This is a genomic window from Pseudoalteromonas sp. NCIMB 1079, assembly GCF_040567695.1.
Lineage (GTDB): Bacteria > Pseudomonadota > Gammaproteobacteria > Enterobacterales > Alteromonadaceae > Pseudoalteromonas > Pseudoalteromonas distincta.
This window is the reverse complement of record NZ_JBEWZA010000001.1, coordinates 1-16,670: the sequence shown is the minus strand read 5'-3', so window position 1 is coordinate 16,670 and position 16,670 is coordinate 1. Positions and strand designations below refer to the sequence as shown.

The following is a 16,670-nucleotide window of genomic DNA, read 5'->3' as shown; positions in this document are numbered from 1 at the left end:
TAATGAAAAAAATAATAACGTTATCGGCTGTCTTTTTAATTAGTTTTATTGTGTTTTATATTATTAAATTACCAGCACATATTGCACTAGATATAGCAAAACCGTACTTTCCAAAGCAATTAGAAGTAGGCCAAACTGTAGGCACTGTTTGGCAAGGTCAAATGATGCAAGTTCGTTTTGATGGTGAACAGTTAAATAATGTGCGCTGGGATATTGCAGGCTGGAAATTATTTACGGGCAAACTAAATGCGAACATAAAATTTGGTAACCCACGAGAACGCAGTGATATTTCGGGTTACGCAGATGTAAGTTATGGGTTTTTTAATAAAAAAGTAATAGTGACTGATGCCCTAGTACGCTCCACTGTAGAGCGTGCAATGCAACGTGTGCAACTTCCTCTGCCTGTTACCGCTAAAGGGCGTGTGATTTTAGAGCTTGATGAATACAGCTCAGGCGCACCTTATTGTGATTCACTAAAAGGTGAAATAGCGAGCCCTGATATTGATGTTCAAGGTTTAAATGGATGGTTTAATATTGGACCTCTAGCTGGTAAGTTAAGCTGTAAGTCGGGTGATGTTGCTATATTAATTGACCCAGATAATACGCTTGGGCTTGAGGCAGATGCTACACTTAAAGCTAATTTCGACTTTAGAGTGGCAGGTTATGTAAAACCAGATGCCAACTTACCTAAAGATGTACATGATGCGGTTAAGTTTTTAGGCCGACCAGATAACCAAGGTCGCTACCCGCTCAACTTTTAATGTTTTAATATAAAGAGTTTTAATGCAAATACCCCAATTTACTGAGTTGCACGCAAAGCAGCTCAGCTCATTTTTAAATACCCAATCTCAAGCAATGACCCTTGTACAAAGCCAAGGCTATTTATTTGGTGTAATTTGTTCGCCCAACCCATTAGATGTACATGAGTGGCTTGAGCAGATATTGCCAAACACAGCTGATGATTTAGATGAAGAAATGCTTTTTTTGTTTATGGCGCTTTATCACAAAATTAGTGAGCAGGTGTTCGAAACTGGATATAAATTACCAGACACATTTGATGCGGAATTTTGTAAGTCGTGGAGTAAAGGCTTCTTAGTTGCAACGAAAGCTTATGCAGAACCTTTGTTAAATGCACCGCAATTAGACGTTGATTTTAAACAAGCACTAGAAAGTGCGTTAAGCACACTAAGCTTTTTTGCACTCGACCAGCTAGCAATAGCTCAGATTGCCAAACAAAATAACATGACAATAGAAGCTTTGTGTCAGTATCAGTATGAATCTATGGGTGACTTTGCATTAGGGTTTGCTGAACTAATTGAAGTGGTCGCAATTAATAGCGGCTTGATAACCGACGAGAGTTGGGAAGAGTAATTATTAATACTAGGCGCTTAGTTTAATCTAAGTGCCTAGCTCTAATATAATATCCGTACAGCCTTGTTTGCACTTTACTATGCCTTTACCAGGCTCGCTGGTGGCTAAATCAAGTGTTAAAACCCCATTACACTTCTCACACTCTAATGTTTTGCCTTGCGCTAATTGCTTGAGCATATTGCGCTGCTTATGAAATGAGTCGCTTGCTTTTTTATTTAATCCTGAAAAATCCACTACTTTGCTCGCTTTTGTTCTAATGCTTCAGTCACTATTTTACATACCGTATTTAAACGGTCGTCATAAAAATAAAGGTTTAAGTCACGCTCACGACAATAGCGTAGGTGAAATAACTGAACAGAGTCATCTGTTGTAAACGTTTTTTCTACATACTCACCTTCAGATTCAGATAGTTTAAGTTGACTGCTGATCCTATTTTTAGCCATATTTGCAGCTGGGCTTCTATTGACCTTGCTTGCATCACTTAAAAAGCCGATGCCTTCACCTAGTAACCTTTCGCGAGGTTCTTTTATAAGTGGGTGATCGATTGTAAAAAAGGCAAGGATCACAACTACCAAAATAATAAATTTTTTCATGGATACGTAAACCTTGATCTAAGTAGGGTTGAATTACCATGCAGTGTAATAAACTGCATTTTAAAAGCAAGTAACTGGGATGAATAAATTATTAGCAATCTATACCAGTAATTTTAACCAACATTGTTATAATGGTTAACAGCAGTCAGATATTTCTGAAATATCTGAAAGTATTCGAGAAGGCAATTTATTAAAGTAAATATGCCTAGCAAGTAACTTGCTAGCTTTAAGTATAGAGTACTTGAGTATTGCTGGATTTTTATTTCCAAGCGGCGTTGAGGAACTTCGATGGACAAGCAAATTAAAGTAAAGAATATCCCTGTAGAGGTGAAAATCCAAAAACCGGATTTAAGCCGTCAAGATGATAGGTTCAATCCCCGAAATCGTATTTATGTGCGTGCTGTAAAAGGCCTACATCAATTACTTAGACAGCGCATTGGCTTCTTAGGCCTGCTTGCGTTTATGTTACTACCTTGGATTAATTTTAATGGCCAGCAAGCTGTGCTGTTTGATCTAATTGGTCAAAAATACAATATTTTTGGTTTAACGCTATGGCCTCAAGATTTTACTATATTAGCGTTTATCTTTATGTTGGCAGCATTTGCGTTGTTTTTAGTGACCACCTTCTATGGACGGGTGTGGTGTGGCTACACATGTCCGCAAACTGTTTGGACTTTTATTTTTATTTGGTTCGAAGAAAAGCTTGAAGGCACGGCTAATCAACGTAAAAAACTCGATCAACGACCCATGAATTTTGATAAGTTTTGGCGTAAGACGGCAAAGCATACTAGTTGGGTATTGTTTTCGTTGTATACCGCAATTTCTTTTGTTGGTTATTTTACGCCAATAAGGGAGTTACTCCCTGACTTTGTAACGTTTGATATAGGCGGTTATGCACTAGTCAGCATTATTTTCTTTGCTGCGTGTACCTATGGTAATGCCGGTTGGATGCGAGAAATTATGTGTTTACACATTTGCCCTTACTCTCGTTTTCAATCAGCTATGTTTGATAAAGACACATACACAGTAACGTACGACGAAAGCCGAGGTGAAAGCCGTGGTCCTCGTTCACGTAAAGTAGACCATAAAGATTTAGAGTTAGGCGACTGTATAGACTGTAACTTGTGCGTTCAAGTGTGCCCAACAGGTATTGATATTAGAAATGGGCTACAAGCTGAGTGTATCAACTGTGGTGCATGTATTGATGCGTGTGATGGCGTAATGGATAAAATGGAATATCCGCGTGGGCTTATTTCATATACGACTGAGCGAAATCTCGAAACCCCAGAAAATAAAACGAATCCACTGCGAGCTAAAATTATTGGTTACACGGTCATACTTGTTGTGCTTACGGGAGCGCTTGTCGCTAATATAGCACTGCGTAAAACAATGGACTTTGATATTATTCGTGACCGAAACCAATTATATCGTGTCGATTTTGATGGTTTAGTAGAGAACACCTATACATTAAAGGTAATTAATAAAGCGCAGTATGAGCAAACCTTTAATATTAAAGTACAAGGGTTAGATAACTTTAAGTATATTGGTAAGCAGTCATTTACTGTGCAGGCAGGGGAATCTCATAACGTACCATTGTCACTTGTAATGGACCCTTATGATTTGAAGGCGCCGATGACTGAGTTTAATTTTGTGCTTTCACCGGTTAGTGAGCCGGATGAGACAATATCGCAGTCGAGTAACTTTTTTAAAGCGCGATAATCGCAACTTACCTTAATTAGGTAAGTTGATATAGCAATTAACAAAAGCGGGTATATAACCCGCTTTTATTTTATATAAGAAGAGTATGAGTAAATTTAGTTTTATTGACTTAACACCTGACCTAATACTCGATGCAATAGAAAGCGTAGGTGTGTACGCCGAATCTGGTTTATTAGCGCTCAATAGCTATGAAAACAGAGTGTACCAATTTAAAGCCGATGATGGCCTGCGTTACGTAGTGAAGTTTTATCGCCCAGAGCGATGGAGTAAAGAGCAAATTCAAGAAGAGCATGACTTTGCATTTGAACTAGCGGATGCAGAAGTACCCGTTGTTGCCCCTATTTTATATAATGGGCAAAGCTTGTTTGAACACGAAGGGTATTTGTTTGTGTTGTTTCCAAGTGTAGGCGGGCGTTTATTTGAGGTTGATAATTTAGATCAGCTTGATGTAATGGGGCGATTAATTGGCCGTATGCACCAAGTAGCTAAAACAAAACCTTTTACTTATAGGCCAACAGTTACCTGCGAGGAGTATTTGCATACAGCCAAAGTTCATCTTCAGAAAAGTAACTTAGTGCCAATGGGAATAAATACTGCCTTTTATACTATTTTAGATTTAGTGATAGAGCAGGCGCAAAAACAGTATAAAGATGTGCAAAGTATTCGCTTACATGGTGACTGCCACGTTGGTAATATTTTATGGGCAGGTGATGCGCTAATGTTTGTTGATTTAGATGACAGCCGCCAAGGTCCTGCAATCCAAGATTTATGGATGATGCTCAGTGGCGATAGAGCGACGCAACTGTTACAGTTAGACACCCTTGTAAATGCGTATGAAGAGTTTTGTGATTTTGATCACTCTCAACTCAAATTAATTGAACCGCTGCGAGCAATGCGTATTATTCATTATATGGGATGGGTAGCTAAACGATGGAGCGATCCTGCTTTTGTGCGGAACTTTACATGGTTTGCTGATGACAAATACTGGGAGCAACAAATTTTAGCACTGAAGGAGCAACTTGCAGCATTGCAAGAAGCACCGTTAAAGTTATTGCCGTAATATTTTATTTAAAGACAAGTACAACGAGATACAAATGCTTAAAAAATTAAAACTGAGTTTATTACTTTTATGTTTACCATTTGCAGCACTTGCTGCACAGTTTGAAGTTGATAATCAATACACTGTTATTGATGTAGACAAAAGCAAGTCACCGCAAGTAACCGAGTTTTTCTCATTTTACTGTCCACATTGTTTTAAGTTTGAACCAGTAGCAAAAGCAATTGAAAAAGGCTTGCCAGAAGGCGCTGAGTTTATTAAAAACCACGTTAACTTTTTAGGTGGCGTGTCACCACAAGCACAAAGCAATTTAAGCTTTGCCTACTTAATTGCTAAGCAGCATGGTCAGGCGCAAAGTATTAGCGATCAAATTTTTAAAAGTATTCATGTTCAACGTGCACCATTAACTGAAATGAAAGACGTTAAAAAATTACTTGAAGTAAACGGTATTGATAGCGCAACATTTGATCAAGAGATTGCAAGCATGCCAGTCATTTCAGCTGAGCAAGCAATGCAAGACAAACAAAATAAATATTCAAAATTAGGCGCACTTACAGGTGTACCTACTTTTATTGTTAACGATAAATATAAAATAAACCTCAACACCATCAAAAATCAAAAAGAACTTGATGAGTTAGTAGCGTTTTTATTAGCACTATAAATTTCGGAGTATAATAATGATTAAATTAGTTAAAGCAGGTTTGCTTGCAATATTACTTCCTATGGCAGCAACAAGCTTTGCAGCAACGTATGAAGAAGGCGTGCATTACGACGTAGTTTCTGAGCGTGCAACTAAAAAGCCAGAGGTTAAAGAGTTTTTCTCATTTTACTGCCCTGCATGTAATAACATGGAAGCACTAATTGGTGAGTTTAAGCCTAAGCTTGATAAAAACGTTAAATTTAAAAAGAGCCATGTTGATTTTGTAGGTGTACGTGACCCAGAAAACCAACAGATGATGAGCCAAGCACTGGCGACAGCTGAAGTGCTTCCACAAAAAGATCAGATTATTTCTGCAATCTTTAATCATATCCATACAAAGCGCGCTAAATTTAATGAGCTTGCAGATGTAAAAGATATATTTGTAGCGCAGGGCGTTGATGGTGATAAGTTTGATAAGCTGTTTAAAAGCTTCTCGGTACGTACGCTGAGCTCTAAAATGAAACGCGATCAAGACTACTTTAAAGAAAAAGGCGCACTACGTGGCGTACCTACCTTTATTGTAAATGGTAAGTACAAATTAAACCTAGGTCGTGAGTCGGGTATTACTAAACCTGAAGACATTAGCAAATTAATTAATTACTTAGCTAACAAGTAAGTTTAGCTAAAATAAAAAAAGCTCCTTAAGGAGCTTTTTTTATGGGTAACGTTTACTGAGCGTATTTATTTGCGCTGTAAGAAAACGCCCGACTCAATGTGATGCGTATAAGGGAACTGATCAAATATAGCAAAGCGCTTAACGTTATGCGTACGTGTTAAGTGATCAAGGTCACGCTCAAGAGTTTCAGGATTACAGGATATATAAATTATGTTTTCGTAGTTAGCCACAAGGTCACACGTTAATTCATCCATGCCCGCGCGTGGTGGATCAACTAATATGGTTTGGCAATCATAGCTTTTTAAATCAATCCCTTCTAAACGCGAAAAAGTACGCTCGCCATTCATTGCTTGAGTAAACTCTTCACTCGACATACGAATAATATCTAAGTTTTCTACGTTGTTTTTAGCAATGTTGTATTGAGCAGAGTGAACAGATGATTTTGATATTTCCGTCGCTAATACTTTATTAAAACAGCCCGCTAATGCAATTGAAAAGTTACCGTTACCGCAATACAGTTCTAATAAATCATTTTTAAGTGGTTTACATAAATCTTGCGCCCACTCCAGCATATTAATATTTACTTTTGCATTAGGCTGAGTAAAGCTATTTTCTACTTGTTGATAAATAAGCTCTTGACCATTAACTGTTAAACGCTCAGTTACAAAGTCATCACCCAGCACTTCTTTTTGTTTGCGAGCACGGCCTATAAAGTCAATTTTGTATTTACTGCTAAGCTTTTCTTTCAGTGCTTTAATTTCACTTAACCATTCATCATCCAGTGGTTTGTGATAAAGCAAGCTTACTAAAATTTCACCGCTTAGCGTTGATAGGTAATCGATTTGAAATAACTTACGGCGTAATATTTCACAAGGCTTAAGATTCTCAATCATCACCTGCATTATTTCACCTACTAGAGGCGCTGCTGGATCAAATGTATCAACACGGATTTTTTCTTTTGTTTGTTGATCAAACATAATGTGAAACAGATCGTCACCGTCGTGCCATACTCTAAATTCAGCACGTTGGCGGTAGTTAGTTGGCTCTGAGCTAAATACTTCTAATTGCTCCACACCAAAACGTTGAAACTGCGCACTAATACGCTGCTCTTTTTCACTTAACTGCGCTTGGTACTGTGTGGTATCTATTTTAATAACTGCCATTAACGCTACTACCTTATCTAAGATCTGTTTATCGGCGCTATTGTAGGGAGCGCTGCGTATTTGTCTAGTTTTGGCTAGCATTTATGCTGTTTTATTGAACATTGTACTTTAGTTTTTATTGTTATAGCCGATAATAAACTACGCACGCTTAGGAGACGAATCATGAAAATAGGTAATTATGGCTTTACGCCAAACAACAACATCAATAAATTCAATAATAAAGCTGATATACAGCAACCTACAATTACGTCTCCTCAAGATAGCTATCAACAACGAGGCCGAGAGTTGGCTGCAAAGGTGCTTGGCGATAAAATGGCTGAGCAGCTTGGATTACCTATCGCAGAAAAAAAAGCAGATAAACCACTATTTGATTTTGATGAAATAGTAAAAAACGTACTCGATTTTGTAAGTAGTGCTGTAAATAAAGCAAAAGCTAACGGCGCTGATGACGAAAAGCTCAAAGATATGCTAGGCGATGCGCGCAAAGGAGTCCAAATAGGGATTGATGACGCTGTTGATGAACTCAAAGGTACTGGCGTATTTAATGATGACATGGAAGAGGGCATTAATAAGTCCAAAGAGGGAATTTACAATGGGCTGGATAAGTTTGAAGAGTCGTTATTTAACCCACAACCTGCCAGCGTAAATATAAGCCAGGCTCAATATGTCAGTATGACTAGCAATGCAGAGTATAAATTCACTACCGCAGAAGGCGATGAGGTAAGTATTAGCTTTGCTGATGCATTTGAATCTCAATCGGCAAGTGGCTATCAGCAAAACAGTAATAGTGAGTCGTTTGCAAGCTCATCATCGCAATCTCGACAGGTATCATTTTCGATGTCGGTAAATGGTGACTTAAACGAGCAAGAGCAAGAAGCTATTAATGCGATGATGGAAGACTTACAAGATCTAAGTAAAACCTTTTTTGGTGGTGATTTAGATGAAGCATTTGAACAAGCGCAAGAGCTGAGTTTAGACAGCGATCAGCTGGTGGCTTTTTCTATGGATTTACGCCAAACAAAAACAATAGCAACAGTTAAAAGCTATGAAGAATATAAACCAGCACCAGAAAAACAAGTAGCAGAGGGGTTAGCCCCTTTTAATGACGACCTTAAAAATGCTTTTGAAAAAGCGGGTGAGCTTGGATTACAAAATCAGCTAGCTGGCATTCTCCAATGGTTAAATCAAGATCAGGAACAAATAGATAAGTTAGTAGATTATACAAAGTCTATGTTCGAAAACCTTAATCAGTTAAATTCAGCAGCCGACAGGCTTACTGATTTAGAAGCCACGCAAAGTTAAACTACTTTCTTTTATAAAAACCTCATGGCAAACTGCCGATCTTAAAGTAAAGTAGGAACGGTAGTTTGTCAGCGCATATAATGGTCTTTGATTCAGGTATTGGTGGAACTACTGTACTTGAACATATCAAGCAAAGTATCCCCAATGCTCAGTACAGCTATTTTATGGATAATGCATTACTACCTTATGGTGCTCAGTCCCAACAAACTATAATTAACCGATTATGTTCACTTATTCATTTCATCAAAGCCAACACGCTTAACGTCGATTTAATTGTAATAGCGTGTAACACCGCTTCTACATCTGCACTCAGCGCTGTTCGCCAAATTACGGATATTCCTATTGTAGGTGTTGTACCAGCAATAAAGCCTGCGGCAGAATTAACACGCTCAAATCATATTGGCTTGTTAGCCACACCGGCAACGGTCGCCAGTTCATACACAAAAACATTAATTGCTGAACATGCACGTAATGTAATCGTTAACCTTTATAGCAGTGTTGAATTAGTAACGTTAGCTGAGAAATGCTTTTTTACAGGCTCTTTCGATACAAATAAGTTGTATCAAGTACTTGATGAACTACATATAGATAAAACTATAGATGTACTTGTACTAGGGTGTACGCACTTTCCGATATTAGCAGGGCCGATTAGTCAGTACTTTGAAGGGAATGTAAAATTACTTGATTCAGGTGTAGCGATAGCAAATAGAGTCAACTTCCTACTTAACCAACTTAACTTATGTGTGGATAAACAAACAGACATAAAAAAGCCGCTGCAATATTATGCAACGGCTGATGTGTTTAGCAATAAGCTAGCGGTAAAGCTAGTTACACTGACTGATCCGTCTCAGTACGTAGAGCATTAGAATCATCTTCTTGTTTTTGTTTTGCTTCACGTACCTTTAAAGTACGTTGTTGGAACTCGCTATCGTTCAAGTTATCAATTGCATTGTCTGCATCAGCTTGCGCCATTTCAACAAAACCAAATCCACGACGTTTGCCAGTATTCTTATCCTTTAATAAACGAACATTGAATACTTTGCCTTGTTCTTCAAATAATGCACGAACCACACCTTCGTTTGCACGATAAGGAAGGTTACCAACATAAAGCGTTTTTGTTTTAACTTCAGCTTCTTCAGTCACATCAGATGATATTGCAGCAATAGCAATCGCACCTATTAATAAACCAGCACCAAATAGTAATGCAGGGTCTAAAGCTAAGCCGCCTAAAGCAAACTCAACAACAACAAAACCAACTACAGCAAGAATAACAGAGAAGATAAAAGATTTTTGATCGGGTAATTTCATTTTAGATCTACCAATAAACAGGAAATAAACATTAATTTAACATTGTGAACTTGCTATCTTAACGCCTAAATCAAACATAGCAATGATATTTGTATTAAATAATAAATAAGAGCATAAAAAAGCATCATCTTAGACGGGTTTTCATGTGGTTTTACGTGGTTTTGTTCTATTTTTGTTCGAACAGTAAAAAGATCTAAAAAAAGGGTTGATCTGTTTTCGGATCTCCCTATAATGCGACCCCACTGAGACGGGAAACGGCAACGCATAGCGAGGCACGAACTACTCAGAGAGTTAAATAAAACTTCGGTTTTAAATCTTCCAAAAGAAAGTTTAAAACTAAGTCTTGACTCGAAAAATAAAGGGTGTATTATTCGCATCCCTTGAGACGCTAAAGCGACTCAAAACGTTCTTTAACAATATAAAGCAATCATCTGTGTGGGCACTCGTACAGATTGAGTTCTAACAGCCAAGCTACTTCGTTCTTTATTGAGCAAGTAATGAGGCAAACAAATTAGAGTCTCAATTGAAACTGAGTGACCATATGTTATTAAAAGATTCAGCCTTGAGCTGTTTTGATTTCACTTTTTTAAAAGTGAAAATAATAACGCACAGTCAATTCGTTTTTGGCAACAAAAACAAAAATTCAGAATTCATTGAGCTGTCGAAAGACATAAAACTTTTTAATTGAAGAGTTTGATCATGGCTCAGATTGAACGCTGGCGGCAGGCCTAACACATGCAAGTCGAGCGGTAACAGAAAGTAGCTTGCTATTTTGCTGACGAGCGGCGGACGGGTGAGTAATGCTTGGGAACATGCCTTGAGGTGGGGGACAACAGTTGGAAACGACTGCTAATACCGCATAATGTCTACGGACCAAAGGGGGCTTCGGCTCTCGCCTTTAGATTGGCCCAAGTGGGATTAGCTAGTTGGTGAGGTAATGGCTCACCAAGGCGACGATCCCTAGCTGGTTTGAGAGGATGATCAGCCACACTGGGACTGAGACACGGCCCAGACTCCTACGGGAGGCAGCAGTGGGGAATATTGCACAATGGGCGCAAGCCTGATGCAGCCATGCCGCGTGTGTGAAGAAGGCCTTCGGGTTGTAAAGCACTTTCAGTCAGGAGGAAAGCGTGGTGGTTAATACCCATCATGTGTGACGTTACTGACAGAAGAAGCACCGGCTAACTCCGTGCCAGCAGCCGCGGTAATACGGAGGGTGCGAGCGTTAATCGGAATTACTGGGCGTAAAGCGTACGCAGGCGGTTTGTTAAGCGAGATGTGAAAGCCCCGGGCTCAACCTGGGAACTGCATTTCGAACTGGCAAACTAGAGTGTGATAGAGGGTGGTAGAATTTCAGGTGTAGCGGTGAAATGCGTAGAGATCTGAAGGAATACCGATGGCGAAGGCAGCCACCTGGGTCAACACTGACGCTCATGTACGAAAGCGTGGGGAGCAAACGGGATTAGATACCCCGGTAGTCCACGCCGTAAACGATGTCTACTAGAAGCTCGGAGCCTCGGCTCTGTTTTTCAAAGCTAACGCATTAAGTAGACCGCCTGGGGAGTACGGCCGCAAGGTTAAAACTCAAATGAATTGACGGGGGCCCGCACAAGCGGTGGAGCATGTGGTTTAATTCGATGCAACGCGAAGAACCTTACCTACACTTGACATACAGAGAACTTACCAGAGATGGTTTGGTGCCTTCGGGAACTCTGATACAGGTGCTGCATGGCTGTCGTCAGCTCGTGTTGTGAGATGTTGGGTTAAGTCCCGCAACGAGCGCAACCCCTATCCTTAGTTGCTAGCAGGTAATGCTGAGAACTCTAAGGAGACTGCCGGTGATAAACCGGAGGAAGGTGGGGACGACGTCAAGTCATCATGGCCCTTACGTGTAGGGCTACACACGTGCTACAATGGCGCATACAGAGTGCTGCGAACTCGCGAGAGTAAGCGAATCACTTAAAGTGCGTCGTAGTCCGGATTGGAGTCTGCAACTCGACTCCATGAAGTCGGAATCGCTAGTAATCGCGTATCAGAATGACGCGGTGAATACGTTCCCGGGCCTTGTACACACCGCCCGTCACACCATGGGAGTGGGTTGCTCCAGAAGTAGATAGTCTAACCCTCGGGAGGACGTTTACCACGGAGTGATTCATGACTGGGGTGAAGTCGTAACAAGGTAGCCCTAGGGGAACCTGGGGCTGGATCACCTCCTTATACGATTTAGAACTTATTTGTTCGTAGTGTCCACACAGATGATTGTTATTGTAAAGAGAACAACACTTATTGTTTTGGGTCTGTAGCTCAGCTGGTTAGAGCGCACCCCTGATAAGGGTGAGGTCGGTAGTTCAAATCTACTCAGACCCACCACTTCTTGTCTAATCAAGAAGATGGTTAAAACAGTAAGTACCAGCATATGTGGGGCTATAGCTCAGCTGGGAGAGCGCCTGCCTTGCACGCAGGAGGTCAGCAGTTCGATCCTGCTTAGCTCCACCACTTTTACTTCTTAAAAATAAATATTCTTTATCGGGCCATTAACCGCCTGAGAATAGAGTGTGTTTAATTTTGAGAGGTTTTTGTATCTCTTGCTCTTTAAAAATTTGGAAAAGCTGATAATAAAATTCTGATAGATACTTTGTATTTATCAAGAGTTTTCAAAAGTAAAAAAAGAATGGTAGCAGTACCATTCAGTGCCATTTAATTAACGTTTACGTTGATTGATTGGTATCTACTTTAGTATTCAATATTAACTTCTGGCGAAGTTAAACTGTCACACAACAAAGACCCGTTTGGGTTGTATGGTTAAGTGACTAAGCGTACACGGTGGATGCCTTGGCAGTTGGAGGCGATGAAGGACGTATTAACTTGCGATAAGCCTAGTCAAGCTAGTAAAAAGCGCTTGAGACTAGGATTTCCGAATGGGGAAACCCACCTGCTTGCAGGTATCGTTAACTGAATACATAGGTTAACGAGGCGAACGCGGAGAACTGAAACATCTAAGTACCCGTAGGAAAAGAAATCAACCGAGATTCCGAAAGTAGCGGCGAGCGAAATCGGAACAGCCCTTAAGCTTATTATGTGTTAATGGAAGGCTCTGGAAAGTGCCACGATACAGGGTGATAGTCCCGTACATGAAAAGACATTTTAAGTGAAATCGAGTAGGTCGGAGCACGTGAAACTTTGACTGAATATAGGTGGACCATCATCTAAGGCTAAATACTCCCAACTGACCGATAGTGAACCAGTACCGTGAGGGAAAGGCGAAAAGAACCCCTGTGAGGGGAGTGAAATAGAACCTGAAACCGTGTACGTACAAGCAGTAGGAGCCTACTTGTTGGGTGACTGCGTACCTTTTGTATAATGGGTCAGCGACTTATATTTTGTAGCGAGGTTAACCGAATAGGGTAGCCGTAGGGAAACCGAGTCTTAACTGGGCGACTAGTTGCAAGGTATAGACCCGAAACCCGGTGATCTAGCCATGGGCAGGTTGAAGGTTGAGTAACATCAACTGGAGGACCGAACCCACTAACGTTGAAAAGTTAGGGGATGACCTGTGGCTAGGAGTGAAAGGCTAATCAAACCGGGAGATAGCTGGTTCTCCCCGAAATCTATTTAGGTAGAGCCTCGGACGAATACTTACGGGGGTAGAGCACTGTTAAGGCTAGGGGGTCATCCCGACTTACCAACCCTTTGCAAACTCCGAATACCGTAAAGTAATATCCGGGAGACACACGGCGGGTGCTAACGTCCGTCGTGAAGAGGGAAACAACCCAGACCGCCAGCTAAGGTCCCAAAGTCATAGTTAAGTGGGAAACGATGTGGAAAGGCCCAGACAGCCAGGAGGTTGGCTTAGAAGCAGCCATCCTTTAAAGAAAGCGTAATAGCTCACTGGTCGAGTCGGTCTGCGCGGAAGATGTAACGGGGCTAAACTATGCACCGAAGCTGCGGATTCAGAATTTATTCTGAGTGGTAGGGGAGCGTTCTGTAAGCGGTTGAAGGTGTACCGGGAGGTATGCTGGACGTATCAGAAGTGCGAATGCTGACATGAGTAACGATAATGGGAGTGAAAAACTCCCACGCCGGAAGACCAAGGGTTCCTATCCCATGTTAATCAGGGTAGGGTAAGTCGACCCCTAAGGCGAGGCCGAAAGGCGTAGTCGATGGGAAACAGATTAATATTTCTGTACTCGATATAATTGCGATGGGGGGACGGAGCAGGCTAAACAAGCATGGCGTTGGTAGTCCATGTGAAAGTGAGTAGGTTGGCGACTTAGGTAAATCCGGGTTGCTATTAAGACTGAGACACGAGACGAGTCACTACGGTGATGAAGTTGTTGATGCCATACTTCCAGGAAAAGCCTCTAAGCTTCAGATTATATGGAATCGTACCCCAAACCGACACAGGTGGTCAGGTAGAGAATACTAAGGCGCTTGAGAGAACTCGGGTGAAGGAACTAGGCAAAATCGTACCGTAACTTCGGGAGAAGGTACGCTCCTATCTGTGATGAGACTTGCTCTCTAAGCGGACGGGAGCCGCAGTGACCAGGTGGCTGGGACTGTTTATTAAAAACACAGCACTGTGCAAAATCGCAAGATGACGTATACGGTGTGACACCTGCCCGGTGCCGGAAGGTTAATTGATGGGGTTATCCTTAGGGAGAAGCTCTTGATCGAAGCCCCGGTAAACGGCGGCCGTAACTATAACGGTCCTAAGGTAGCGAAATTCCTTGTCGGGTAAGTTCCGACCTGCACGAATGGTGTAACCATGGCCACGCTGTCTCCACCCGAGACTCAGTGAAATTGAAATCGCAGTGAAGATGCTGTGTACCCGCGGCTAGACGGAAAGACCCCGTGAACCTTTACTACAGCTTGGCACTGAACATTGAACCTACATGTGTAGGATAGGTGGGAGACTTTGAAGCAGCGACGCTAGTTGTTGTGGAGTCGTCCTTGAAATACCACCCTTGTAGTTTTGATGTTCTAACGTTGGCCCCTGAATCGGGGTTACGGACAGTGCCTGGTGGGTAGTTTGACTGGGGCGGTCTCCTCCTAAAGAGTAACGGAGGAGCACGAAGGTTGGCTAAGTACGGTCGGACATCGTACGGTTAGTGTAATGGTAGAAGCCAGCTTAACTGCGAGACAGACACGTCGAGCAGGTACGAAAGTAGGTCATAGTGATCCGGTGGTTCTGAATGGAAGGGCCATCGCTCAACGGATAAAAGGTACTCCGGGGATAACAGGCTGATACCGCCCAAGAGTTCATATCGACGGCGGTGTTTGGCACCTCGATGTCGGCTCATCACATCCTGGGGCTGAAGTCGGTCCCAAGGGTATGGCTGTTCGCCATTTAAAGTGGTACGCGAGCTGGGTTTAGAACGTCGTGAGACAGTTCGGTCCCTATCTGCCGTGGGCGTTTGAGAATTGAGAGGGGTTGCTCCTAGTACGAGAGGACCGGAGTGAACGAACCGCTGGTGTTCGGGTTGTCATGCCAATGGCATTGCCCGGTAGCTACGTTCGGAACTGATAAGCGCTGAAAGCATCTAAGCGCGAAGCAGGCCTCGAGATGAGTTCTCACTAGACTTTTAAAGTCTCTGAAGGGCCGTTGAAGACTACAACGTTGATAGGCAAGATGTGGAAGTGGTGTGAGCCATTAAGCTAACTTGTACTAATTACCCGTGAGGCTTAACCATACAACGCCAAACGCGTTTTATGTGATAGTGAAACAAGCGAAGAAGTTAATATAACTAAAGTAGAAATTACTTAGAAAGACTTAAAAAATATTATCAGATATTTTCCAAATTCAAGAGGTGACTCTTAGCGCGTAGCGTTAAAGTTGAGGCACCTTGCGCAAAGAAAATGGTAGCACTACGTGCTTGTCATTGATTCTTTGCACCTAATTTGCTTGGTGACAATAGCGTTTTGGACCCACCTGATTCCATGCCGAACTCAGTAGTGAAACGAAACAGCGCCGATGATAGTGTAGCATTTGCTATGTGAAAGTAGGACATTACCAGGCTTCAAATTGTAGAGAGCCCGACTAGAAATAGTCGGGCTTTTTACGTCTGAAGAAAAGTGAAATTCGCGCAATTAATACACACTCATATCGCGACACAAAGATAGTGTAGCATTTCACTGTGACTTCCTACCGCTGTGGGCACTACGACATCCTACTGCGTAGCGCACCGACTTCAAATTGTAGAGAGCCCGACTAGAAATAGTCGGGCTTTTTTACATCTGCAGAAAAGTGATTTAGGTATTCCTCTAGAGCGAAGGACTTCTTGGTAAATAATTTATATCGATCAGCAATAATATTTAATCAATTTGAGGGATTAAATCTGACCCTAACTGCGTTAAAAACCTCAAATATGAAACAACTGAATAACGAATTTTTGCCCTTCTTTTATCGACTCCGCTTAGTTATTGCTCTAATCTCAATTTATAGTCTGTTCCATTATCTCGTTTATAAAATGTGACAGAGTTCGTTTAGGTAAAATTAGAATAATAAGGGCTTAATCATGAGTAAAGTTGAAAACCATCCGCATGGTATTTTTTGTTGGTCAGAGCTTTGTACGCACAATTGGAAAGACGGTAAGGCGTTTTATACATCATTATTTGATTGGGGGCATGACGATCAACCTATTGGAGAGAACATATACTACACCATGCTACAAAAGCAAGGTGATGATATCGCTGCAATGTACGAAATGCCTAAAGAGCAAATTAGTGCAGGTATCCCAAGTCATTGGTTGGCTTACATTGCCGTCGAGAATGTTGATGATTGTGCGCTAAAAGCAAAAGAACTGGGTGCTGAAGTTATTGCCGGCAACACGCGATCTAGTGT

At 41.4% G+C, this 16,670-nt stretch carries 13 protein-coding genes, 2 tRNA genes and 3 rRNA genes; 14 read left to right on the top strand and 4 right to left on the bottom strand.

All coding sequences use genetic code 11. The features are described 5' to 3' along the window. Positions 1-2: 2 nt before the first annotated feature. Together ABX891_RS00090 and ABX891_RS00085 are read left to right on the top strand one after the other, a co-directional pair. On the top strand, positions 3-761 hold the full coding sequence (locus ABX891_RS00090; protein WP_294120283.1) for a type II secretion system protein N: 759 nt from the start codon (positions 3-5) through the stop codon (positions 759-761). Between the two features lie 22 nt (positions 762-783). Further along, complete coding sequence (locus ABX891_RS00085) at positions 784-1,371, top strand: UPF0149 family protein (RefSeq protein ID WP_165744588.1); 588 nt, start codon at positions 784-786, stop codon at positions 1,369-1,371. Between the two features lie 27 nt (positions 1,372-1,398). On the opposite strand, the gene ABX891_RS00080 is transcribed toward ABX891_RS00085, so the two are convergent. Together ABX891_RS00080 and ABX891_RS20550 are read right to left on the bottom strand one after the other, a co-directional pair. Beyond that, on the bottom strand, positions 1,399-1,605 hold the full coding sequence (locus tag ABX891_RS00080) for a hypothetical protein (protein WP_024605961.1): 207 nt from the start codon (positions 1,603-1,605) through the stop codon (positions 1,399-1,401). Continuing rightward, a complete protein-coding gene (locus ABX891_RS20550) occupies positions 1,605-1,964 on the bottom strand; it encodes a hypothetical protein (protein WP_002962051.1) in 360 nt (119 codons plus the stop codon). Before ABX891_RS20550 ends, ABX891_RS00080 begins: the two co-directional genes overlap by 1 nt. 288 nt (positions 1,965-2,252) lie before the next feature. Between ABX891_RS20550 and ccoG the strand changes: the two genes are divergently transcribed. The 4 genes from ccoG (at position 2,253) to ABX891_RS00055 (ending at position 6,056) form a co-directional block, all read left to right on the top strand. Next, positions 2,253-3,683, top strand: a complete 1,431-nt coding sequence (gene ccoG, locus ABX891_RS00070; protein ID WP_294120288.1) for a cytochrome c oxidase accessory protein CcoG — start codon at positions 2,253-2,255, stop codon at positions 3,681-3,683. A gap of 85 nt (positions 3,684-3,768) precedes the next feature. Next, positions 3,769-4,743 carry a serine/threonine protein kinase gene (locus ABX891_RS00065; protein WP_024596396.1) on the top strand — a complete coding sequence of 325 codons (975 nt, stop codon included), beginning with the start codon at positions 3,769-3,771 and terminating at the stop codon, positions 4,741-4,743. A gap of 34 nt (positions 4,744-4,777) precedes the next feature. Beyond that, entirely contained in the window at positions 4,778-5,401 is a 624-nt protein-coding gene (locus tag ABX891_RS00060; protein WP_149594832.1) for a thiol:disulfide interchange protein DsbA/DsbL, read from the top strand. A 16-nt stretch (positions 5,402-5,417) separates the two neighbouring features. Continuing rightward, the gene (locus ABX891_RS00055) at positions 5,418-6,056 is read left to right on the top strand and encodes a thiol:disulfide interchange protein DsbA/DsbL (protein ID WP_002962055.1); all 639 of its coding nucleotides are present in this window, start codon (positions 5,418-5,420) and stop codon (positions 6,054-6,056) included. 65 nt (positions 6,057-6,121) lie between these two features. Here ABX891_RS00055 and trmA read toward each other — a convergent pair whose 3' ends face one another. After that, on the bottom strand, positions 6,122-7,219 hold the full coding sequence (gene trmA, locus ABX891_RS00050; protein WP_294120299.1) for a tRNA (uridine(54)-C5)-methyltransferase TrmA: 1,098 nt from the start codon (positions 7,217-7,219) through the stop codon (positions 6,122-6,124). A gap of 162 nt (positions 7,220-7,381) precedes the next feature. On the opposite strand from trmA, the gene ABX891_RS00045 reads away from it, so the two are divergent. Beyond that, entirely contained in the window at positions 7,382-8,521 is a 1,140-nt protein-coding gene (locus ABX891_RS00045) for a DUF5610 domain-containing protein (protein ID WP_182197436.1), read from the top strand. Between the two features lie 65 nt (positions 8,522-8,586). Next, positions 8,587-9,387, top strand: coding sequence for a glutamate racemase (murI, locus tag ABX891_RS00040; protein WP_294120296.1), 801 nt, complete (start codon positions 8,587-8,589; stop codon positions 9,385-9,387). On the opposite strand, the gene ABX891_RS00035 is transcribed toward murI, so the two are convergent. Continuing rightward, a complete protein-coding gene (locus ABX891_RS00035) occupies positions 9,350-9,829 on the bottom strand; it encodes an RNA recognition motif domain-containing protein (protein WP_354628688.1) in 480 nt (159 codons plus the stop codon). The genes murI and ABX891_RS00035 overlap by 38 nt on opposite strands. 681 nt (positions 9,830-10,510) lie before the next feature. Here ABX891_RS00035 and ABX891_RS00030 point away from each other — a divergent pair. The 6 genes from ABX891_RS00030 to ABX891_RS00005 form a co-directional block, all read left to right on the top strand. Then, positions 10,511-12,046, top strand: a 16S ribosomal RNA gene (locus ABX891_RS00030). A 76-nt stretch (positions 12,047-12,122) separates the two neighbouring features. After that, positions 12,123-12,199: transfer RNA gene (locus tag ABX891_RS00025), tRNA-Ile, on the top strand. A 50-nt stretch (positions 12,200-12,249) separates the two neighbouring features. Then, positions 12,250-12,325, top strand: a tRNA-Ala gene (locus tag ABX891_RS00020). A gap of 304 nt (positions 12,326-12,629) precedes the next feature. Beyond that, positions 12,630-15,519: ribosomal RNA gene (locus tag ABX891_RS00015) — 23S ribosomal RNA — on the top strand. Between the two features lie 211 nt (positions 15,520-15,730). Further along, positions 15,731-15,845 (top strand): 5S ribosomal RNA (gene rrf, locus ABX891_RS00010). The 16S, 23S and 5S rRNA genes sit together here with 2 tRNA genes alongside, the layout of an rRNA operon. A 499-nt stretch (positions 15,846-16,344) precedes the next feature. After that, a partial coding sequence (locus tag ABX891_RS00005) for a VOC family protein (protein ID WP_354628687.1) occupies positions 16,345-16,670 on the top strand: 326 nt, incomplete at its 3' end.